This is a genomic window from Mumia zhuanghuii, from assembly GCF_042681565.1.
Taxonomy (GTDB): domain Bacteria; phylum Actinomycetota; class Actinomycetes; order Propionibacteriales; family Nocardioidaceae; genus Mumia.
In genome coordinates this window covers 91062-112447 of record NZ_JBHUFT010000002.1, presented here as the reverse complement: position 1 = coordinate 112447, position 21386 = coordinate 91062, and the positions used below count along the sequence as shown (strand labels likewise).

Below are 21386 nucleotides of genomic sequence, written 5' to 3'. Positions count from 1 at the left end.
GACCCGGCAAGATCTGTGGACGACGTCCTGGAGGCAAGCGGGCAGGGCATCCGCGCAGTCACGATCAGGCTCGCCGTCCTCGCCCCGACCGCGATGGCGCAGCTCACGATCGTCGCGGAGCGGATCGGTCGCCCTGCTGGCCGACACGGTCCACAACTTCTCCGACGCCCTGACCGCCGTGCCGCTGTGGATCGCTTTCGCCCTCGGCCGCCGGATGGCCACGGACCGGTACGCCTACGGCTTCGGACGCGCCGAGGACCTGGCCGGACTCTGCGTGGTCGCGATGATCGCCCTCTCCGCGGTCGTCGCGGTCTACCGCATCCGGGTCGGTCGCCGGATCGGCTCTGCCGCCCTCGTCACGGACGGCCTGCACGCCCGTACCGACGAACTCACATCCCTCGCTGTCGTCCTCGGAGTAGTCGGGATCTGGTCCGGGTTCCCGCTCGCAGACCCGATCGTCGGCCTGCTCATCACCTTCGCCATCCTCGTCCTGCTGTGGGGGACGGCCCGCGACGTCGGGCGCCGCCTGCTCGACGGTCACCGACCTCCGACTCCGGCACCCCGCTCGCGGCCGCCGACGCGACCACGGCGACCGTCGCCGACGAGGTACGCCGGGTGCTGCCTGCAGTCGGCACGGTCGACCTGGTCGTCACCGTCAGATGACGAGCTCGGGCTGCAGCTGCTTGGGGGTCCAGACCTTCTGCCGTCGCGCCGCCAGCGCGGTCAGGAGGATCGCGACGACGAACACGCCGAACAGCACCGAGACGTCGCGAACGATGATCCACGCCTCTCCCCCGTAGAGCGTCTGCCGCAGCCCGTTGACCCCGTACGACATCGGCAGAAGCCAGTGCAGCGACCGCAGCGGCTCGGGGATCGTCTCCCACGGGAAGGTGCCACCCGCGGTGACGAGCTGGACGAGCATGAGGACGAGCCCCAGGAACTCGCCCACCTCGCCGAGCCAGGCGTTGAGCGCCTGGAGGATCGCAACGAAGGTCATCGACGCGATCACGAGCAGGGCGACTGTCGCGACCTCGTAGACCGGATCGATGTCGAGTGCGAACCGGACGATCGTGAACATGACCGCGACCTGGATCAGTCCGACGACCGCCGGCGGGATCCACCCGCCGAGCGCCGTCCGGGTCGCCGGGCCGTTCGCCGCGAGGGCACGCGACGACAACGGCCGGACGAGCAGGAAGAGCACGTACGCCCCGATCCATGCCGCGAGCGACATGAAGAACGGGGCGAGGCCGGCACCGTACGACCCGGCGGGCGCGAGCGTGTCCTCCTTGACCGCCACCGGATCACCGATCGTCTCCGCGGTGTCACGCGCGGTCGTCTTGTCCAGGTCGGGGACCTTGCGCAGCCCGTCCTGCAGTCCGTTCCGGAGCTCGCTGGTCCCGGTCTCGAGCCTCGCGCTGCCCTTGCGCAGCGCGAGGCTCGAGGTGGCGAGCCGCTCAGCGCCGTTCGCCACCTCCTCCGTCCCGTCCGCCAGGGTGCCGGCACCACGTGCCAGCGTCTGGGCGCCGCGGTCGACGCGCGCCGACCCCGAGGCGAGCTCGGCTCCTCCCGACGCGGCCTTCCTGACGCCTCGCGTGAGAACGGGGGCCGCGCCCGCGAGCTTCTCGGTGCCGGCGGCGACCTCGGAGGATCCCCTGCTCAGCGCGTCCAGCCGGTCTGCGGCGCTCTCGATCTGCGCTGCCACCGCGTCGACGGGGACTTCGGCGTCGGCGAACAACGCCAGCAGGGCGTCTCTCTCGGCGTCGGTCATCCTCCCCTGCTCGACGAGCGAGTCGAGGCCTTCGTCGAGCGAGGCTCGCGCGGCACGGAACTGGTCGACCACCGCGCCCGCCACCTCCGCCGCGTCGTCACCGACGGCGGCGACCTTCGCGTTTCCCGCGGCGACCTCCTGCGCGCCGTTCGCGAGCTTGCGCGTGTCCGCCGGCAGGCTCCCCGTGCGACGCTTCAGCTCCTCGAGCCCGTTCGAGAGCGTGGTCGCGCCGTTGGCAATACGACGCGTCCCAGTCGCCAGCTCACCGGCACCCGACTCGAGGCGGGCGGCACCGTTCGCTGCCTCCTCAGCGCCACGCGCGAGCGTCGCCGTCCCGTCGACGAGCTCGGCGGTCCCACTGGTGAGCCGACTGGAGCCGGTGACGAGCTCCTGTGCGCCGTTCATCCCCTTGGTGAGATCGGTGTGCACCACGGAGAGGCCGTCGAGGAAGCTGCTCGCGGCGACGGTGCCGACCTGTGTCGCGATCGTGTCCCGCACATCTCCCACGATCGTCTCGGCGACCCGGGTGACGATGTAGTTGTTCGCGTTGTTCGTAATGAGGGTGAGCCCTGCGCGCTCCGGCTCGAACCGGGCGGACGACGTCAGCTCCTCGGAGAACTGTGGACCGATGATGAGCGCGGCGTCGTAGCGTCCGTTCCGCACACCGGACTCCGCCTCGCCCTCCGTCGTCTCGACCCAGCCGAATCCGCCGTCGCCGCGCAAGAGGCGCTCGGCGACCTCGCCTCCGTAGTCGACCTTCTCGGTCGTCCCGTTGATCGCGTTGGTCGTGGTCGCACCACGGTCCTGCACCACGAGGGCCGCCGGTACGCGGTGGAGCTCGCCGTACGGGTCCTCGTTGGCGAACAGGTAGAGCCCTGCGTACAACGAAGGGATCACGGCCATGGCGAGGATCGCCAGCTTGGGCAGCGTGCCTGCACTGATGCGCCGGATCTCCGAGACGGCCAGGCGGATCGCAATCATTGATCCTTCTCCCTCGTACGGGGAGCACCGGGCTCCTGCTGGTCGTCTGCCGGCGCCTCGCCGAACAGCCAGGCGGTGTCGAGCGCCTCGTCGTGGGCCGGACGGTCGGGGTCGGCGGCGGTTGGTCGCGACGCCGACGGCGGCCGGATCCGGAGGGCCTCCAGTGGTGTCGCCCGGCGTGCGCTGTCCCCGCGGGCCGGCGGGATGTCGGCACCGAGGTCCCGCGCCGAGGAGCGGCCGCACTGGACCAGCACCCCGTACCCGAACGACGCATACGCCTGAGCGATCTCCCACCAGTCCGCTGGCTCCCCGCCGTGCCTGTCGGGCAGGGAGAGTACGAGGAAGCGGACCTCCTTCCGCTCGGCAGCCAGCGCGGTGAGCAGTGCCGTGCGGACGGCGCCCACGACCTCGTCGACCCGGACGGTGCGCAGCGCTCCCATGTCGTGCCTGTCCAGCCAGCGCGTCGGCCCGCCCGGCACGCTACCCCGGCGGGCCAGGGCGAGTCCCTCGGCGGTGACGGTCCCCACCGGGACGGCGTCGTCGGGCTCGGAGACGGCGGGGAGGTCGACGACGGCGGTGAGGCGTCGGCGCTCCGTCCGGTCCTCGGTCTCCGACCCGTCGTCCCTGACGAGGCGGACCCGACCTGAGAAGGGGGCGAGGCGACCAGTCGCGACGAGGGCCATGGCCGTGTGGCCCTGCCCGGGCTCCCCCGCCATGAGCACGCACTCACCGGTCGAGACGGTGAACCGGTCGAGTTCGAGCAGCGGGCCGCGCCGCCCGTAGACCGTGATGTCCTCCAGCACGAGCTGCACGTCCGCACTCCCTCGGTCAGCGACCGCGTGGGCGTCGTCGCGGCTGGCGCGCGCTCCTGCCCAGCGGCGTCATGGGCGTTTGAGCATCGGGATGAACGCCGCGACGACCAGCAGTACCCAGGTGGTGAGGATGTAGGGCCACGTGTAGTGCGGCTGATCGGTCAGGTCCGTCATCACGAGGGTCGTCACCGCCGTGATCGCCGCACCGACCGCGGCGTACACCCACGAGGCGGCGCTGCTCTTGAGGAACACGACCGCCAGTGCGATCGCCGTCAAGACGCCGGAGTATCCGGCCAGGCCCTCCGCGATGGTGGCGTCGGTCTCTCCGAGCGCAAGCGCGCAGAGGCTCCCGATCACGCTGCCCATCACGGCGGCGAGACCGACCTTCCAGGAGGCGATGAAGAGCCCCAGGAGGATCAGCGCGCCGGCCCACACGCTGTTGACCAGCACGACCTCGGAGACGTTGGTGAGCAGCGAGCGCAGCACGGACTCCCCCGTACCGTCGGTGGCGTGCACGGTCGATCCGCTGACGTGCAGGTTGAGGGTCGAGGCGTAGATGATCCCAGCGACCGTGCAGAACGGTGCGGTCGTCGACGGGAGAGCAAAACGCTTGAGCGGCTCGGTGGCGAAGAGCCACACGAAGAACCACGTCACCGGCGCGCACAGGACGCCCCCGATGACGGTGAAGAGGTACGCCCACCCCTCGCCGCCCATCGCGGTGTACATCGCGGCGCCGATGAGCGCGCCGTTGAACCCCTGCATCCCGATCCGGATGTTGTCCGCACCGACGCGCATGAGGGCACCGGCAACTGTCGAGCAGACGGCTCCGATGACAACGAGCAGCGCCATCTGCCAGTCGGCGAAGAAGAAGCCGGCGATGATCAGGAGGCCGGTCCACACGTTGTTCTGGAAGAAGATCTCGGACACCCCGCGCGGCAGCGTGGAGGCCCACGTGACCCAGGTAGTCAGTGGTGACGCAGTGGCTCCGGACGTCGACATGTCGGCTCCTAGCTCTTACGGATGGCGGGGGCATCGATGCCGGTGAGCAGGCATCGCAGGGCGCGCCAGGCCAGCGTGATCGCATGCAGGACGACCTGAGTGTCATCGCCCAGGAGCCGGACCCAGACGCCGGCGTCAGCGGGGAGCGCGCTGACTCCGAGGACGAGGCCAGCAGCGGAGGACGGCCGTAGCGCCTCGTGAAGGAGGTCATTGACCTCGCCCACCGAGGCGCGTGGCGTGAATACGTACAGCGTGGAGAGGACGTCGTGATCGTCCAGCACCGCGAGTCCACCCGTGACCCCGTCGCTGGGGGTCAGGCGCACCCGGTCCAGTGCGACCATCGCCCCGTCGGGACGACGTACCTCGAGGTCCGACGCGATCGCGGTGTACTGGTGGCGCTCGTCGCGGGCGAGGCGTCCTGAGATGAGCGTCTCGCCCAGGACGAGCGTCCCCGACGGCGCGAGCGTCACCGACGTGCGCTGATAGAGGCGCGCGCCGCCGAAGGCGATGACCGGGTCCGGCAGGTACTCGAGGTAAGCGTCCTCGGCGACCGAGATGTTGGTCTGGGCCACCGCGTAGTCGTGCTCCATCCGCAGCACCTTCGTGTACGCCGATGTCGTCACGTACGCCGACGTGCCCGCTCCGAACGTGAGGTCGGTACGGAGCCGGTCACCCTGGAGGATCCCGGCCCCGGTCGACATGAGATACGTGTACGGCATGTCGGGACGGGCGAGGTCGTAGTAGAGCGGGCGCATGATCTGCAGCGGCGACTTCTGGTAGTGCTGGACCAGCTCAGTCCCATTGCCGGTCCGGCCGAACTCGAGCTGGAGCACCCCGACCTTCCCGGGGCTGCCGGACGGCAGGGTGTCCGGCACGCCGCTGAAGCGTGCGACCTCGCGCGGCACCCGGTCGGGCTCGTAGTACGAAGGATCGAGCCGGTGCCCGCCGTACCGCGACGCCGGCGCCAGACCGCTCGCGGGTGTGGGCGACACGGCGCGGACGGTGGCGGCTTTCATCGCGACAGCACCGCCGGGCGGGCTTCCCACGCAGCGAGGATCTGGTCCTGCAGCGCGTCGACACCCTCCCCCGTCAGCGAGTTCGTGAGCACCACCGGTTTGCCGTCGCGCACCCGACGGGCATCGGACTCCATGACCTCGAGATCGGTCCGGACATACTGGGCGATGTCGATCTTGTTGATCACAAGGATGTCGGAGTCGGTGATCCCGGGCCCCCTCTTGCGTGGCATCTTCTCCCCCTCGGACGTGTCGAGGACGAAGACGAAGACGTCGGCCAGCGACGGCGAGAACGTGAGCGTCAGGTTGTCCCCGCCCGACTCGTAGACCAGCGTGTCGACCTGCGGAAACCGCTCGAGCATCTCGGCTCCCGCGGCGAGGTTCATCGTCGGGTCGTCGCGGACCGCGGTGTGGGGGCAGGCGCCCGTCTCGACGCCGACCACCCGATCCGGGTCCAGAACCCCCGCGAGCTCACGACGCACATGCTGCGCGTCCTCCTGCGTGTAGATGTCGTTGGTGATGACCGCGGGCTGCCGGCCGGCGGCGAAGAGCCGAGGCACGAGTGCCTCCGTCAGCGCCGTCTTGCCCGAGCCCACCGGTCCTCCGATGCCGATCCGCAGCACGTCCTCGCTCATTCGTCCTCCTCGTTCTCGTCGCTCTTGCCTCGCTGTGGTGTCGTCAGCTCGCGAAGAGTCGTGCCTCCGCGCGCTCGTGCTGGGCGGACATGGCGTCCGCCATCGGGACGCACCCGCCCACGTCCTCGAGGTCACGACCGACCGCCTCGGCGGCCTCCTCGGCGATGACAGGTCCGACCGCGTGCAGCACGACCTGCACGTGCCGATGGTCGGAGAGCCGCAGACGCAGAGCCGCCCCGAGGAAGCTCACCGCGAACGCGAACATGTCCGAGGCGACCGCCTGCTCCGTGCCTACGCCGGTCGCCGCATAGGCGACTGCCGTCGCGACCGGCTGACAGCCCGGCGTCTCCTTGGCGGCCACGGCCCGCTTCCACTCCTCGAGCTCCGGTCCCCCGATCGCCTCGAGTGCGATGTCGGTGAGCTGGTGACCGCTGCGCACCGACGCCCGGCGCATCTCTGCGTTGAGCTTCGCGGCGAACAGCATCTCGTCGACCCGGCGTACGCGCTCCCAGTCACCGTCCTCGACCGCCTCGTGCGCCCGGGCGAGCGCCGTGGCGTCCCCCGGGCCGACGGAGTGCCGCAGCAGTCCGATGAGCAGACCCTCGATCCCGTCCTGGTCGACCGCACGCGCCTGGCTGAACCCCTCGAGCCCGTGCGACATCGTGTAGAAGCCGCTCGGGAACGCGGAGTCGGAGAGCTGGAGGCTCACCAGGAGGTCACGCACTGCGGTCGACGTCATCGCGGTCTCAGGCGAGGAAGAACAGCTGGGTCAGCGGCAAGGACTCCGCCGGCTCGATGTGTGCTGGCTTCCCGTCGTACGTCACCTTGTATGTCTCTGGGTCGACGTCGATGACCGGCAGCTGGTCGTTGTACATCATGTGCTGCTTGCCGATCGCCCGGCACCGCCGCACGGGCAGCACCTGGCTCTCCAGCCCCAGTTGCTCCGGGACGCCCAGGTCGATGGCGGCCTGGGACATGAAGGTGACCCGCGTCTTCTGCTGCGCCTTGCCGTACCCGCCGAACATCGGCCGGTAGTACACCGGCTGAGGCGTCGGCAGCGAGGCGTTGGGGTCCCCCATGAGCGCCCAGTTGATAAGGCCGCCCTTGATGACCATCCGCGGCTTCGCGGCAAAGGAGGAGACCGGCCAGAGCACGATGTCGGCGATCTTCCCGGCCTCGAGCGATCCGATGTAGTCGGAGACGCCTTGGGTGATCGCCGGGTTGATCGTCACCTTGGCGAGGTAGCGCAGCACCCGGAAGTTGTCGTTGCCCTCGTCGTCCTCCGGCAGTGGGCCGCGCACCTCTTTGTTGTGGTGGGCCGTCTGGAACGCGCGCGTCACGGACTCACCGATGCGCCCCATCGCCTGCGAGTCCGACGAGAACATCGACAAGACGCCCTCGTCGTGCAGCACGGTCTCCGCCGAGATGGTCTCCGCACGCACCCGCGAGTCCGCGAAAGCGACATCCTCGGGGATGTCGTGCGACAGGTGGTGGCAGACCATCACCATGTCGAGCAGCTCGTCCACCGAGTTCGCCGTGTACGGGAGCGTCGGGTTCGTCGAGGACGGGAGGATGTTGGGGTAGCCCGCAGCCCTCATGATGTCCGGCGCGTGACCACCGCCCGCACCCTCGGTGTGGTAGGTGTGGATCGTCCGACCGTCGATGGCGGAGATCGTGTCCTCCACGAACCCAGCCTCGTTGAGGCTGTCGGTGTGGATCGACACCTGAACGTCGTACTCGTCGGCCACGGTCAGCGCGTTGTCGATGACCGCTGGCGTCGAGCCCCAGTCCTCGTGCACCTTGAGCGAGGAGGCCCCGGCCTCGATCTGCTCGATGAGCGCCGCTGGCAGGGAGCCGTTGCCCTTGCCGTGAAAGCCCATGTTGACCCCCACGTCCTCCGCAGCCTGGATCATGCGGTGGAGGTTCCATGCACCCGGCGTCGTGGTGACGCCGTTCGTGGCGTCCGTCGGTCCGGTGCCGCCGCCGAACAGCGTCGTGATGCCGTTCGACAGCGCCGCCAGCGCCTGCTGCGGAGAGATGTAGTGCACGTGGCTGTCGATCGCCCCGGCGGTCGCGATGCAGTGCTCCCCCGCGAGCACCTCGGTCACAGCGCCGACGACCAGGCGGGGGTCGACCCCTTCCTGCAGGGCCGGGTTGCCCGATTTGCCGACACCGACGATCTTGCCGTCCTTGACCCCGATGTCGCCCTTGACCACACCGAGGACGGGATCGAGGACGATCGCGTTGGTGATGACGAGGTCGAGGGCACCCTGTGCGCCAGTGGCCTGTGGATCGGCCGCCATGCCGTCGCGTGCGGACTTGCCGCCGCCGTAGACGACCTCGTCGCCGTAGTGCCCCTCGTTGTAGTCCTTCTCGATCTCGATGACGAGGTTGGTGTCGGCGAGCTGAACCCTGTCGCCAGTCGTCGGACCGAAGAGATCCGTGTACTGCTTGCGCGAGACGATAGCCATCAGTTCTTCCTCGCCCTCTTCGCGGCGCCGGTCTTCTTCGCGGCGCCGGTCTTCTTCGCCGCGGTCGACTTCGTCGCCGCGCTGGACTTCTTGGCCGGTCGGGAACGTGCCGCCGGCTTGCCGTTCTTGAACTCGCCCTCGGTCATCCTGGCCATCGCGTCGATACGGGTCTGTCCGGCATCGAGCCCGCCGTCGACGAGGTTGTTGAACCCGTAGACGCGCCGCGAACCCGCGTACGCGGTCAGCGTGACGTTGCGCGTGTCGCCCGGCTCAAACCGCACGCCGGTCCCGGCCGGGATGTCGAGATGCATCCCGTACGCCTTCTCCCGCTCGAAGAGCAGGGCGCGATTGACCTCGAAGAAGTGGAAGTGCGACCCGATCTGCACTGCCCGATCACCCGTGTTGCTCACGGCGATCGTGACGCTCTCGCGCCCGGCATTGATCTCGATGTCGTCGTCGAGGTGGTGGTACTTAGGGCTTCCCAGCATGTGGTTCCCTCCGCTCTGTGCGGGCCCGCGCCAGAGGCGTAGCCCGATGGCTCAGTGGGGCGAGGTGAGGACCTCGTCGTGGGAGGCGCCGCGCTCGGCAGACGTCTCGTACGGTGCGTGGTGACGGGGATGCGGGTGGGAATGACCTCCCGCATCGACCTCGAACGCGTGTGAGTGGGCGTACCCGTGACCGTGGTCCGCGAGGAGGCCGGCAGCGATCCCGTCGAGCCCGTGGCTCAGGTCGTGCTGCGCGGCACCCACCCGGCGGCGGATGACGTCGAGCACGGCCCGCTCCGAGAGCAGCGGTCCGAAGAACGTCGCGTGCTCGGAGGGCAGCCCCGCCGGTGCGGTCCGCGCGAAGCCGGCCGGCACCACGACCACGTCGTCGGAACCGAGCAGGCGAGCCCGGTCCACGGCGTGTGCCAGGTCCGCCGTGGCAGCGACGCACGCCACCTCGACCTGGACGCCGGCACCGTGCGTGCGCACGAGGTGGGCGATGCGATGCAGCTCCGCGTCGTCGAACGGGTTGGACGACGGCGCGGTGACGAGCATCCCACTGCCGTGGCACTGTCGTGCCGTCTCCGTCGCAGCACGACGCAGCCAGGCAACCATGTGGTCGATGGTCCCGAAGCTCGGGCACAGAGCCACGCGTCCGGCGCCGGCGCTGGCTGCGATCCAGCTCAACGTCTTGGCGGCGTCGGCCACCATGACCGGGTCCCGGCCCCACGTCATGGGAAGGACCGCCACGCGGGCTTCATCCGCAGCGAGGTGCGTCGTGACGGCGTCGCGCAACGCGCGTCCGGGCGGGGTCACCACAGCACCAGGCAGCGCGTCGAGCAGCGGCACAAGGTCGCTCCCCTGAGCGCTCTCGTGGCCACCGACGAGAACCGTCGTGACCGCGCCGTGCTCCCCCGTCGGCATTACGTCAGGCCGCCACAGGATCGTGACAGGACACGAGCTTGCTGCCGTCGATGAACGTCGCCTCGACCTGGAGCAAGGCAAGGCGTTCGCGTACGCCGGGCATGCAGTCAGCCTCGGACACGACATGCTTGCCGAGCTCCATGCACTCCGCGACCGACTTGCCGTCACGTGCCGCCTCGAGGATTGCCTCGGAGACGAGAGCCTGGACTTCGCTGAGGTTGAGCTTGGTGCCGCGGTCTCGCCGCCGCCGGGCCAGCTCGGCGACCTGGTACACGTAGAGCTTGTCGATCTCTCGTGGCGTGAGATTCATTGCCTCGACCACCTTTCATGTTCGCGGCTGGCGACGGACAGACACCAACCTGGGTGTGTCGTACCTCATCCGATAGTTCGCTGGGGCCGTGTGCACCGCAAGTCGAAAGAGGCGTCTGACCAGCGCGAAGGATTCGCGAGGCGTATCTCGCCCGCGCCGTTAGCCTGACCGGGTGGAGGCCATCTGGTTCGTCCTGGGCGTCGTCGTCCTGACGGCGACACTGCTCGACGTCTTCCTCACGGCACTGAACTACGACGAGGCCGGGTTCATCAGCGGCGTGGTGACGCGTGTGCAGTGGCGCGTCCTACGTCAGATCACCCGGCGGCTTCCCCGTCGCTGGCGAGCGGTCGGCCTGCGCCAGGTCACCGGCATCCAGATCGTCGTCGTGATCGCCGTCTGGCTGTTCGGGATCATCCTCGGGTTCGGGCTGGTCTACTACGGGCTGATGTCGAAGTCGTCGTTCTCCGTCTCGGGCAGTGGCGCAGGGCTCACGCTCTTCGACGCGCTCTACTTCAGCGCCGCTCAGCTGTCGACCGTCGGCGGCTCGTCGCTGACAGCCGAGACCGACCTGCTGCGCTTCCTCAGCATCACCGAGACGCTGACCGGCGTCATCCTGATCTCCCTCGTCCTCACGTTCCTGCTCGGCGTGTACTCGGTCATCAGCGACCTCAACACCCTGTGCCGCTATTTCTTCACCGTCGAACGTGGTGCAGGCTCCCCCGTCGCGAGTCTCTCGCCCTTCTTCCGCGACGGGCAGCCCAACGGACTCGACGGCCATCTCGATGGCATCGTCGGCGCGTTCGCCGCGTACACCGACGGTCTCCGCTTCCACCACGCCGCGTACTACTTCCAGAGCGGACACGACCAGTTCGCGCTCCCGTACGCGCTCCGCATGCTCGCCGGGACGCTCGGGGCGCTCAGATGGGGCCTGCCTTCGGGGCACCCCGCGTCGACCGACCCCGGACTGGTCCCTCTCACCTTCCAGTTCCTCGAGTTCGGGGAGTACATAAAGAGGGGCGCACCCTGGAAGAGTCGCGACGTACCCGAAGTCGTGAGCGCCGAGGAGTTCACGACCCTCGTCCGGGATCACGGACGTGACGCGGGAGACGGCTGGGTCGGCCAGTTCGTCGACCTCGACGCGTCGATGGCGCGGCTCGCCCAGGTCGAGCCGCTCGCCGACATCGACGACGCCTATCAGCGCTACAGCCAGTGGCTGCCGTTCGCGTACCGGGCCCAGCAGATCGCCCTCGCCGTGAGCAAGGACCTCGACTACCAACCCGCCATCGTCACGGACAGACCGATCTCGCTCTTGCACAGCCACGACACTCTCGCCATGCAGACCGTTCTGGCGGAAGAGTCGTCACCGGTCCGTCCGCAGCCCGACCCGGCGCGCGAGCTCCCGGCCCCCGCAGGCTCCCGCCTCTCGCGCTGGTGGTCGTCGCTGGACCTGCGGCACTCCCAGGTCGATCCCGGGTACGCGCGTCTGCGCGCGGCAAGCCGAGCCGTCCTCGCGGCCGTCAGCGCCGCGCTCCTCCTCTATCTGTTCCTCGACGCGACCGGCCGTACCGCCCTGCAGCCGGCCATCTTCTGCGGGTTCGTGGGCATGCTGAGCACCGGGGCCTCAGGAGGCACGACGCCCCGCGCCGCGAGGATCACCAGTGCCCTCGTCGTCCTCCCGATCGGGGTCGTCGTGCTCCTGGGCGCCCTCGTCTCCGACTCTGTCCTGCTGACCGGAGTCCTCGTCGTCGTGGTCGCCTTGCTGGGCGTCTGGTCAGGGCGGTTCGGCCCTCGCTGGGCATCGCTCGGCCGCGTCACGTTCATGTCGTACTACTTCGCCCTGATCCTGCGGCTGGACATCTCGGAGGTGCTGCCGTACCTCTGCGCGGCCGTGGTCGGCGTCGCGATGGCATTCCTGTTCAACCACGTCCTGCTCCCGCCGCGACCCCGCCGGATCCTCCGCAGCGGGATCGACGGGTTCGGCCACCGCCTCCTGTCTTCGCTGGACCCGCTCCTCGACGCCGTCGCCGGGGCACGGTGGGATCCCGACATCCGTCGGCGTGTCTCTCTCAGCGAGCGCCAGCTCCGCAGAGACGCGGCGTTCCTCGAGGGTCAGCTGAGCGCCGACGAAAGCATGACGGACATCCCCGCCGAACGAGCCGCCGCGCTCCGGCTTCGGGTGTTCGACAGCGAGCTCGCGCTCACGAACCTCGTCATGGCGGCGCGCAACGTCACCGGCACGGTGATCTCGCTGGAGCTGCGTGGCCGACTTGCGGGCCGGATCGAGCTACTGCAGGCCCACCTCGTCCAGATGGCCAGACAGCCAGGGATCCCGGGCGCGGAGGCGCCCGCACGCGACGTGACCCCGCTCGCCCCATGGAGCGACGACGACCCACCTCCGACATGGCCGAAGGCGGCGCGGCTCCTGTACCAGGCGATCGGCGACCTCCACCGCTCCGCCCGCGAGTTCCGGACCGTCGCGGTGGCGACCCTCGACCCGACCGTCCCGTTCACCGCCGCCCTGAGCGACGACGTCGGCGTCGACAGCGAGCCCGACCGTTCCGTCGCGACGCCGACGCCGGACGCCGCAGCCGGCGGCCGACCGTTGTCCCCCACGACCCGCCTCGCCACCCAGGCCGCCGTCGCCACGGGCGCCGCGCTGACGATTGGCGAGGTCGTCTCCGCGACCCACCAGTACTGGGCTGCGCTCGCGGCGTACCAGGTACTGGGTGGGACCAACGGCGAGACCTTCGTCAAGGGCGCGCAGCGTGTGGCCGGCACCGTCGCGGGCGCCGCGGTCGGCTTCTGGGTCGTGCTCTCGACCGACGCCGACGCCGCAGTGGTGCTCCCGCTGCTCGCCGTCGCGGTCTTCGGGTCGACGTACTACCGCCCGGTGGCCCCGGCGGTGTCGACGTTCTGGACCACGATGATCTTCGCCCTCCTGTACGAGTTCCTCGGTCGGCTCACCACGCTCGCGCTGGAGATCCGGGTCCTGGAGACGCTTTTCGGTGCCGCGATCGCCCTCGTCGTCTCTGTCGTCGTGCTGCCCACACGCACCCGTTCCGTCGTGAACAAGGACATCGCCTCCCTCGCGAAGGACGTCGATGCGATCGTGAGCGCGAGCCTGAGCCGGCTCGCCGGCGACCGGACGATCTCGAGGTCCGCGATCCGTCAGCGGCTCTTCCTCGCCGAGCAGCACGTCCGCACGATCGACACCGCCGCCGCACCGCTGCGACTCGCCCCCAGCGCCTTCGCGGTGGGTGCCTTCGAGGTGGGCGGTGTCGAGAGCCGGCTCACGGCGGTCTGGTCGCTGATGTACCACACCCGCCACCTCGTCGGAGCGGTCGAGCACGCGATCAGTGCAGGCGTCAGCACGACGGCCGAGGACTGGCGCGACCTCGGCGGCGCCACCAGTGAGAACGTCACCGCACTGACGACCGCGCTGAGCGGGAGCCTCCCAGGACGGGTCAACCCCGTCGTCACCGGCGACGACGGGCAGGAGGAAGACGGGCTGACGCCTGCGGCCTCCCGCGCCACGAAGGACGTCCTGCGCGAGCTCCAGCTGGTCAACCAGACGGTGCTGGCGCTCACCGAGGACATCTCACCCGGCGCCGTCAACGCCGCAGACAAGGGCGACGCCGTCCGCCTCTGAGGTGCGCGACACCCGACGCGCACCCTCGGTGAAGCCGCACTATGGTCGAATGATGACCACTGGGGCACGGCCGGCGTACCTGAAGGGTGCGTCGATCGCGCTCGTCTTCGTCGGCGGGGTCATCGGCGTAGCGGCACGCGAGGGCTTCATGCTCGCCGTTCCGAACGAGGACAACATCCCCATAGTCGTCCCGATCGTGAACATTCTCGGCGCGTTCGTGCTCGGCTACCTGTACGAGGCACTCACCCGTACCGCCCCTGGTCCGGAGTTGACCTCACGGCTCAAGCTGCTCATCGGCACCGGGTTCTGCGGCGGCCTCACGACCTACAGCTCGCTCGCGACGGACACCGCCGTGCTCTTCGACGACGACCGGGCCGGCATCGGCATCCTGTACGCCGTGGGGACGGTCGTCATCGGCGCGGGCGCGACGTTCGCCGGCATCGCGCTCGCGTCGACCCTTCACGAACGCAAGAGCGAGGGGACGGGGTCCGGCACATGACGTTCGCACTCTTCCTCCTGATGATCGTCTCCGGCGGGCTCGGCGCCACCGTGCGCTACGTGGTCGACGCGATGATCAAGGCCAAGACCACCCACTCGAAGTTCCCCTGGTCGACCGCGATCATCAACCTGACCGGCTCGCTCGTCCTGGGCTTCCTCACCGGCCTGGTCGTGAGCAACATCGCCTCGACCGACGTCAGCGCCGTCATCGGCACGGGATTCCTCGGCGGGTACACGACCTTCAGCACCGCCAGCTACGAGACCGTCACCTTGATCCGCGAGAAGCGCTGGGGGCTCGCCGTCGCGTACGGGTTCGGGATCCTGGCGGCCGCCGTCGCGCTGGCGGTCCTCGGCTACGTGTGGGGCAAGAGCCTCTAGGAAGCGCGCGGCTACTCGGCGAAGATCGCGAGCGTCCGCGCGACACAGACGGGCTTGTCGACGCCCTCGGCCTCGACGGTGAACTCGACCGTGACCCGCTGGCCGAGCGCGACGGGGACGATCTCGATGAGCTTCGCCCGCCCTCGGACCTTGGAGCCGACTGGCAGCGGCGCCGGGAAACGGACCTTGTCAGAGCCGTAGTTGACGCCCATCTTCACGCTCTCGACCTTGTAGGTCTCGGCCGACAGCTTCGGGATCAACGACACCGTGAGGTAGCCGTGCGCGATGGTCCGACCGAATGGCCCCTGTGCGGCCTTCTCCGGGTCGACGTGGATCCACTGGTGGTCGCCGGTCGCCTCGGCGAAGAGGTTGACCTGCTCCTGAGTGACCTCGTGCCAGTCACTGACGCCGAGCTCCTCGCCCGTGCACGACGCGAGCTCGGCGAGGTTCTTGAAGGTGCGCATCCGGAATCCTCCGTACTAAGCGATCGCTTACGGCACGCCGATCCTAGAGTGCCGCCGTGATGTGCGGCACACCGGCCGTCTCACCGTACGAACCACGGGACCGCGGCGAGGAGGACACCGAGCGCGAGCAGGCCGGAGTCTGCAGGCGTCCACGGCGCAGGCTCGGCCCACGTACGGGTCTGCGCGCCGGCGAACCCGCGTGCATCCATCGCCACCGACATCCGCGCGGCGTCACGCAGCGCGCTGACCAGCAGCCCGAACGCGAGCGACACCGCGTGCCGCGCACGAGAGAGCGGGTTGCGGGTCGGCCCGTACCCACGCGCACGTCGCGTTCGGTCGAGCTGTCCCCACGTCTCGCGCAGGGCACCGAAGCGCTGCATCGCCGCGGCGAACGCAACCACCGGCCGCGCCGGCATCCTCAGCCGCTGCCCGAGCTGGTCGGCGAGCCTCGAGGGGTCGACGAAGGCGGCCAGCACCGCTCCTGGCAGAGCGAGGACGACGATCCTGAGACCGGCTGTCAGTGCGACCTCGACGTCGCGGCCGCCAAGCCACCACGTCGACCACACCAGCGAGACCGACGCCACGGCGATCGCCGTGAACCGCGCCAGCGCGAACCGCGGCGACGGCAGCAGCACCGCGCCCGCGAGCACGTAGGCACCCAGGGCCACGACGGCCGTACGAAGGTCGTGTACGGCGAACGACGCCACGATCGCGAGCATGCCCACGGCCAGCAGAACCAAGGGGTTCGCGGCGGGGACGAGGCGTCTCATCGCGCGTCCTCCGCAGTCCTGGCCGGCTCGGCGTTGCGTCCGCCCGCGAGTCGCACCAGGTGATCCGCGCGGGCCGCGAGCACGCCGTCGTGGCTCGCCGCGGCAACTGCCGCGCCTTCCCGGGCCGCCGCGAGCATCCAGCCGGCGACCGCTGCCCAGGTCCCACGGTCCTGCCCGACCGTGGGTTCGTCGAGCAGGAGGACGGGCGGTCGGTGGGCGAGCGCGGCGGCGAGGGCGAGCCGGCGCTGCTCGCCACCGGACAGCCGGTACGGGTTCACCTCGGCCAACGACTCGAGACCGAGGTGCGCGAGCACCGCGTCGACGTCGACCACTGCCCCGACCTGCCGAGACGTCGCCGCGACCTCGTCGCGGACCCGGGTCGTCAAGAATCCGTGCTCGGGATTCTGAGGGACCCACCCGACGACCGCGGCGAGCGCACGAGAGCGCATCCGGTGTGGGGGCACGCCCAGTCCTCGCACCTCCCCCGAGGTCGGGCGCTGCAGTCCGCCGAGCATCGCGAGCAACGTCGACTTGCCGGCACCGCTCGGCCCACCGAGGACGGTGACGGCTCCCGGTACGAGCACGGCGTCGACCTCACGGAGGGCGGGTGTGCGCGTGGTCCCCCGGACGTCGCTGCGGCGAAGGTCGACGCTCAGCGCGACGGCCTCGAGGGTCGGCGCAGGATCGCGCGGCGTGACGAGGGCAGCCGGTGGCGGGGCCGCCACCGGCGCGGGCGCACCCGGCATCCACACCCCCGCCGACGCGAGGTCGTCACGCATCGTCTCCGCGAACGTCGCCGGATCGGTATCGGCGACCACCGCGCCGTCACGCCCGAGCACGACGACCCGGTCGACGTGGCCGAGCCACGCGGCGAGCCGGTGCTCGACGACGACGAGAGTCGCGCCGGTCTCGGCCACCACCTCGGCAACGCAGTGGCGTACGGCCTCGGCGTTGGCGTCATCGAGCATCGACGTCGGCTCGTCGAGGAGCAGGACGTCGGCCCGCGACGCGAGCACCCCGGCGAGCGCGGCACGTTGGAGCTCGCCGCCGGAGAGCGCCGAGGTCGGGTGCTGGATCCCGTACGGCAGCCGTACGGCCTCGAGGGCGGCGCGGACCCTCGGCCAGATCGCGTCGCGCGGCACGCGGGCGTTCTCCAGACCGAAGGCGACGTCGCGCCCGAGGCGATCGGCGACGCCAGCGTCCCCGGGGTTCTGGAGGAGCAGCCCGACGCGACCCACGGTCTCGACCTCGCCGAGCAGGTCACCGTCGGCGGCGGTCGCGAGCACCCCGGCGGCGGCGCGGAGCACCGTCGACTTGCCGGCGCCGGAGGGGCCCGCGAGAAGCACCCGCTCGCCGGGCTCGATCCGCAGGTCGAGATCGGCCACGACCGACGAACGCCGACCGAGCGGACGCCAGCCGAAGCCGCGGAGGGAGACCGAGCCGGTCACGCCTGTGCGGGGCTGGTCGCTGCCGCGCGCTCGTGGTGCTCGCGGCCCGGACCGAAGGCGTCGAGGGACCCGGTCGAGGCGAGCGCACGCACCAGCGCCCACCCACCGACGCCGGCGACGAGCGCACCCGAGACCACGAGGAACGCGAGGTAGGTGAGCTGGTAGCCGAACGACCAGTCCGCGTAGTACGCGAACCACTCGTACACGGCCTCACCCGCACCGGCCAACGCGCCTGCGAGCGCGGCCGCGACGACACCCCAGCGCCGATAGAGCAGGACCGCGAAGACGAGCTCGGCGCCGAACCCTTGGATCAGCCCCGAGACGACGACGGACATGCCCCACTGGTTGCCGAGCAGCGCCGACATCGTTGCCGCGACGAGCTCGGTGCCGACGGCGGCGCCGGGCTTGCGGACGACGAGACCGCCGACGACGCCGCCGAGCAGCCAGACGCCGCAGATGAGCCCCGAGCTCGGCGGAAACGCGAACAGCGCGGTGCCGCTGACCACGGCGAACAGCTGGTTCCAGCCCCAGAAGACCACGCCGAGCGCGACGCCGAGCATCGCCACGGTGACGAGGTCGACCGTGCGGTAGCGGGTGGTCGCGGACGCGCGAGAACGAATGGCCTCAGCCATGGATGACTCCCTTCGCCGGTGCTAACCGGTGCAGGTTCGGAGGGTCTGCGGCCTTTCCGCACTCTCAGCGCGCCGTGCCCGTAGGCACCCGCGCTCCCCTGTCGTGGGGTCGACTCTAGCCCCCCGCCTGCTCCGCGTACACCGCGTCTCGCGCACACTGCGTCAGCGGGCCGGCAGGACGAACGGCACCTCCTCGCCCCGCGCGAGGGTCACGAGGGGGTCGGAGAGGTCAGGTCAGCAGGCTGTCGCGGCCGAACATCGCAGCCGTCGCACGCGCGGACGGCGTCCCCAGATCCGGGTCTGCACCCGCGCCGATGAGGACCGACACCACCAGGTCCTCGCCCTTGAAGATGGCGCCGGCGAGCGGGCTCTGACCCCGGTCGTTGAGCCGGTTGACGTCCGCGCCGGCGTCGAGCAGCCGCTGCACGATGTCGGCGTGGCCGTGATAGGCCGCGAGCATCAGCAGCGTGTTGCCGCTGGAGTCGGTCAGCTCCACGGGGACTCCGGCGTCGACGTACGCCAGCAGCGTGTCGGCGTCGCCGTCGCGCGCCAGGTCGAACATCCGGTGCGCGAGCTCGACCACCGCCGGATCAGGGCGCGCGCTCTCGCTCATAACGGGGACCTTACCGGGCGATCCCTTCGATGCTCCCTCTCACGAAGTCGCCGAACTCCCGGTGCCCGTCGCGCGTGAGGTGCAGCCCGTCCTCGAGGTAGGCCAGGTCGAGCCCGACCGCCGAGACGTACGAGGCGCCGTGGGCCTCGGCCAGTCTGGCGAGGTCGGCGTCGACGCGCTGCACACCCGCCTCACGGGCAGGGGCGACTGCCGGACCGACCACGACGACGGGCAGCCCCTCGACCGCACGCATCACCCGCGCGAAGCCTGCTCGTACGGCCTCCAGCGGCTGGTCGACGTCGTTGAGCCCACCTTGGACGAGCACGAGGTCGGCACCGCCGGCCACGGCGCGCGCGGCCCGCCCGGCGAACCACGAGCCTTCGCACGAGCTCGCGTACCGGCTGAAGCCCGACCCGGAGAACGCGTCGACGTGGACCTGGCCGGACAGCCGGGCGGTCCATGCGTCACCGGCATCGTCGAGCCCTCGGCCCGCCGACCACGAGTCACCGATCACGACGACCCGCTGGCCGACCGCGGACGGCACCGCCGCGCGGCGCGCCTCCGACTCCGCGGTGAACCGCTCGCACCGCGCGGCGTCGGCACGGCCCCCGCCGAGCTCCAGGAGCAGCACACCGCTCAGCAGCGTGAGCACGAGCACTGCCGCGACCCGCATCCGCCACGACGCGTCGAGCAGGCGCGGTCGGGCAGCACGGAGGACTCTCACCACTCCATGATCCCTCGCGCGCGGCCCTGAGGGGCCAGAACCGCGACGGTCAGGCCACGTAGACCTTGCGCAGCGTCTCGCGGACCTCCCACACCGTACGGTCGCCGGCGTACAGACGTGCGGTGACGCCGGGACGCAGCTCGAGAGCGCTGCCGTCCTCAAAGCGCACGGTTGCGTCTCCGGACAGCACGACGAACACCTCGTCGATCTCGGTGTCGCGCACGGCGCCCGCGGTGATCTCCCAGAGGCCGACCGAGAGGTCACCGAACGTCGCGAGTGCCGTCGACGCGACGGCCGGGGTCCCGTGCACGACGTCGGCCGGGTCGAGGGCGCCGGGCTGCAGGGGGTGCGCCTCGACGTCCCCAGACAGAAGCCGCGCGGCCGCCCATTCGCCCGTCACGAGTCGAACCCCAGGCCGACGGCGTCCATCGCCCGCAGCCACGCGTTGCGTACGCCCTCGTGGTGGTCGGCGCGATCGAGCGACCACCGCGTCAGGTTGATGCCGACCGCGGCGGCAGGCTCCGGCGGGAACGGCAGAGGCTTCTTGCGGACCATCTCGACCTCGGTCCGCGGCGTCCGCTCGCCGGCCAGCCGGTCGAGCATCACGTCGGCCGCGAAGTGGGTCGCGGCGACACCGAGTCCGGTGAAGCCGGCCGCGTACGCGACCCGCCCCTGCTTCGCGAGTCCGAAGAACGCGCAGAACCGCGTCGACGTGTCGATGGCGCCTGCCCACCGGTGGGTGAAGCCGATGCCCTCGAGCTGCGGGAACGTCGTGAGGAAGTGCGACGCGAGCGTCCGATAGGTCTCAGGCCGGTGCTCGTACGCCGATCGGACCTTGCCGCCGTAGTGATAGACCGCGTCGTAGCCGCCGAACAGGATCCGGCCGTCCGCAGACTGCCGGTAGTAGTGGAACTGGTTCGCCATGTCGCTGACGCCCTGCCGGTTGTCCCAGCCGATCGCGTCGCGCTGGGCGGCGGTCAGCGGCTCGGTCATCAGCGCGTAGTCGTAGACCGGCACGGTGAACAGGTCGTACCGCGGGAGCAACGACGGGAACACGTTCGTCGCGAGCGCCACCCGGTCCGCCCGCACCGAACCGCGCGGCGTCCGTACGAGCACCGGCCCGCGGCGCCCGGACGTCTCCAGCGACTCGGCAGCGCTGTACTCGAAGATCTCGACGCCGAGACCCGCCGCGACGCGAGCGAGCTCCTTGGCGAGCTTCGCCGGGTGCAGCATCGCCGTCGAGTCGCGGTGCCAGACGCCGGCGAGGTACGTCGGGCTGTCGACCTGCGCCCGTACGGCGTCGGTGTCCAGGAATTCGCCGGACCCCTCCTCGAGCCACGCCATCTGGTGCGGTTCCACGGCGACGTCGAGCGACCCCGTGCGCTCCAGGTCGCAGTCGATGCCGAGCGCGTCGACCGCCTTGCACAGCGACTCGAGGTTGTCCTGCCCCAGCCGCTCGAGCGTGTCGTACTCGTCGGGCCAGCGTGACCGGCCGTTCTCCTCGCCGTGCGTGAGGCTCGCGTCGCAGAAGCCGCCGTTGCGCCCGGACGCGGCCCAGCCGACCGTCTGCGCCTCCAGGACGGCGACGCGCGTGCCAGGGTTGCGCAGCTTGGCCTTCACCGCCGTCCACAGGCCCGTGTAGCCGCCCCCGACGACGAGCAGGTCGGTCGTGTGCGCACCGGCCAGCGGCGGGTACGCGACGGTGTCACCGACGTCGTCGAGCCAGAAGCAGCCGTCGCGCGTCGCCTCGAGCGACGCGTCGACGATTGCTGCGGGCGGTGCGAGTCGCTCGAAGACGGTCGACCGCACCAT

General features: G+C 70.4%; 21 protein-coding genes, 1 pseudogene and 1 riboswitch. Of the genes and pseudogenes, 4 read left to right on the top strand and 18 right to left on the bottom strand.

The window, feature by feature from the left end; translation table 11 throughout:
- Positions 1 to 178: 178 nt before the first annotated feature.
- Positions 179 to 472 (top strand): annotated as a pseudogene (locus tag ACFSDF_RS03675) (cation efflux transmembrane domain-containing protein); the annotation flags it as partial.
- 183 nt (positions 473 to 655) lie between these two features.
- Here the strand turns inward: ACFSDF_RS03675 and ACFSDF_RS03670 are convergent.
- The 10 genes from ACFSDF_RS03670 to ureA all read right to left on the bottom strand — a co-directional run bounded on the left by ACFSDF_RS03670 (position 656) and on the right by ureA (position 10398).
- Entirely contained in the window at positions 656 to 2749 is a 2094-nt protein-coding gene (locus tag ACFSDF_RS03670; protein ID WP_377156227.1) for a YhgE/Pip family protein, read from the bottom strand.
- Complete coding sequence (locus tag ACFSDF_RS03665; RefSeq protein ID WP_377156225.1) at positions 2746 to 3561, bottom strand: P-loop NTPase family protein; 816 nt, start codon at positions 3559 to 3561, stop codon at positions 2746 to 2748. Before ACFSDF_RS03665 ends, ACFSDF_RS03670 begins: the two co-directional genes overlap by 4 nt.
- A gap of 69 nt (positions 3562 to 3630) precedes the next feature.
- A complete protein-coding gene (locus tag ACFSDF_RS03660; protein ID WP_377156223.1) occupies positions 3631 to 4560 on the bottom strand; it encodes an urea transporter in 930 nt (309 codons plus the stop codon).
- 8 nt (positions 4561 to 4568) lie between these two features.
- Positions 4569 to 5606 (bottom strand): urease accessory protein UreD, encoded by a 1038-nt coding sequence (locus ACFSDF_RS03655; protein ID WP_208322455.1) that lies wholly within the window; start codon positions 5604 to 5606, stop codon positions 4569 to 4571.
- Positions 5573 to 6208, bottom strand: a complete 636-nt coding sequence (gene ureG, locus ACFSDF_RS03650; RefSeq protein ID WP_167006573.1) for an urease accessory protein UreG — start codon at positions 6206 to 6208, stop codon at positions 5573 to 5575. Before ureG ends, ACFSDF_RS03655 begins: the two co-directional genes overlap by 34 nt.
- A 43-nt stretch (positions 6209 to 6251) precedes the next feature.
- Positions 6252 to 6947, bottom strand: coding sequence for an urease accessory protein UreF (locus ACFSDF_RS03645; protein WP_377156220.1), 696 nt, complete (start codon positions 6945 to 6947; stop codon positions 6252 to 6254).
- 7 nt (positions 6948 to 6954) lie between these two features.
- On the bottom strand, positions 6955 to 8679 hold the full coding sequence (gene ureC / locus ACFSDF_RS03640; protein WP_167006579.1) for an urease subunit alpha: 1725 nt from the start codon (positions 8677 to 8679) through the stop codon (positions 6955 to 6957).
- Entirely contained in the window at positions 8679 to 9167 is a 489-nt protein-coding gene (gene ureB, locus ACFSDF_RS20380) for an urease subunit beta (protein ID WP_167006582.1), read from the bottom strand. Before ureB ends, ureC begins: the two co-directional genes overlap by 1 nt.
- 51 nt (positions 9168 to 9218) lie before the next feature.
- Positions 9219 to 10088: a sirohydrochlorin chelatase gene (locus tag ACFSDF_RS03630; RefSeq protein WP_167006585.1), complete on the bottom strand. Its 870-nt coding sequence runs from the start codon at positions 10086 to 10088 to the stop codon at positions 9219 to 9221.
- Positions 10089 to 10092: 4 nt separating this feature from the next.
- On the bottom strand, positions 10093 to 10398 hold the full coding sequence (gene ureA, locus ACFSDF_RS03625; RefSeq protein WP_167006588.1) for an urease subunit gamma: 306 nt from the start codon (positions 10396 to 10398) through the stop codon (positions 10093 to 10095).
- A 172-nt stretch (positions 10399 to 10570) separates the two neighbouring features.
- Between ureA and ACFSDF_RS03620 the strand changes: the two genes are divergently transcribed.
- From ACFSDF_RS03620 to crcB, 3 genes are read left to right on the top strand one after another with little or no spacing between them, the layout of a single operon-like run.
- Positions 10571 to 14047 carry an FUSC family protein gene (locus ACFSDF_RS03620; RefSeq protein WP_377156217.1) on the top strand — a complete coding sequence of 1159 codons (3477 nt, stop codon included), beginning with the start codon at positions 10571 to 10573 and terminating at the stop codon, positions 14045 to 14047.
- A gap of 52 nt (positions 14048 to 14099) precedes the next feature.
- Positions 14100 to 14546: a fluoride efflux transporter FluC gene (locus ACFSDF_RS03615; RefSeq protein WP_208322456.1), complete on the top strand. Its 447-nt coding sequence runs from the start codon at positions 14100 to 14102 to the stop codon at positions 14544 to 14546.
- Entirely contained in the window at positions 14543 to 14923 is a 381-nt protein-coding gene (crcB, locus tag ACFSDF_RS03610; RefSeq protein WP_167006597.1) for a fluoride efflux transporter CrcB, read from the top strand. The genes ACFSDF_RS03615 and crcB overlap by 4 nt, the downstream gene beginning before the upstream one ends.
- Before the next feature lie 11 nt (positions 14924 to 14934).
- On the opposite strand, the gene ACFSDF_RS03605 is transcribed toward crcB, so the two are convergent.
- From ACFSDF_RS03605 to ACFSDF_RS03570, 8 genes are all read right to left on the bottom strand, one after another.
- Entirely contained in the window at positions 14935 to 15387 is a 453-nt protein-coding gene (locus ACFSDF_RS03605; protein ID WP_167006600.1) for a MaoC family dehydratase, read from the bottom strand.
- Between the two features lie 80 nt (positions 15388 to 15467).
- Positions 15468 to 16157, bottom strand: coding sequence for an energy-coupling factor transporter transmembrane component T family protein (locus tag ACFSDF_RS03600; RefSeq protein WP_167006603.1), 690 nt, complete (start codon positions 16155 to 16157; stop codon positions 15468 to 15470).
- Positions 16154 to 17605, bottom strand: coding sequence for an ATP-binding cassette domain-containing protein (locus ACFSDF_RS03595; protein WP_377156214.1), 1452 nt, complete (start codon positions 17603 to 17605; stop codon positions 16154 to 16156). The genes ACFSDF_RS03600 and ACFSDF_RS03595 overlap by 4 nt, the downstream gene beginning before the upstream one ends.
- Positions 17602 to 18237: an ECF transporter S component gene (locus ACFSDF_RS03590; RefSeq protein ID WP_167006609.1), complete on the bottom strand. Its 636-nt coding sequence runs from the start codon at positions 18235 to 18237 to the stop codon at positions 17602 to 17604. The genes ACFSDF_RS03595 and ACFSDF_RS03590 overlap by 4 nt, the downstream gene beginning before the upstream one ends.
- A riboswitch (TPP riboswitch) is annotated at positions 18228 to 18347 on the bottom strand. Its footprint overlaps the gene before it by 10 nt.
- Positions 18348 to 18466: 119 nt before the next feature.
- Positions 18467 to 18850: an ankyrin repeat domain-containing protein gene (locus ACFSDF_RS03585; RefSeq protein ID WP_167006612.1), complete on the bottom strand. Its 384-nt coding sequence runs from the start codon at positions 18848 to 18850 to the stop codon at positions 18467 to 18469.
- Positions 18851 to 18860: 10 nt separating this feature from the next.
- Positions 18861 to 19574 carry an SGNH/GDSL hydrolase family protein gene (locus ACFSDF_RS03580; RefSeq protein ID WP_167251312.1) on the bottom strand — a complete coding sequence of 238 codons (714 nt, stop codon included), beginning with the start codon at positions 19572 to 19574 and terminating at the stop codon, positions 18861 to 18863.
- A gap of 49 nt (positions 19575 to 19623) precedes the next feature.
- A complete protein-coding gene (locus tag ACFSDF_RS03575) occupies positions 19624 to 19974 on the bottom strand; it encodes a cupin domain-containing protein (RefSeq protein WP_243845137.1) in 351 nt (116 codons plus the stop codon).
- Positions 19971 to 21386: an NAD(P)/FAD-dependent oxidoreductase gene (locus ACFSDF_RS03570; RefSeq protein ID WP_377156211.1), complete on the bottom strand. Its 1416-nt coding sequence runs from the start codon at positions 21384 to 21386 to the stop codon at positions 19971 to 19973. Before ACFSDF_RS03570 ends, ACFSDF_RS03575 begins: the two co-directional genes overlap by 4 nt.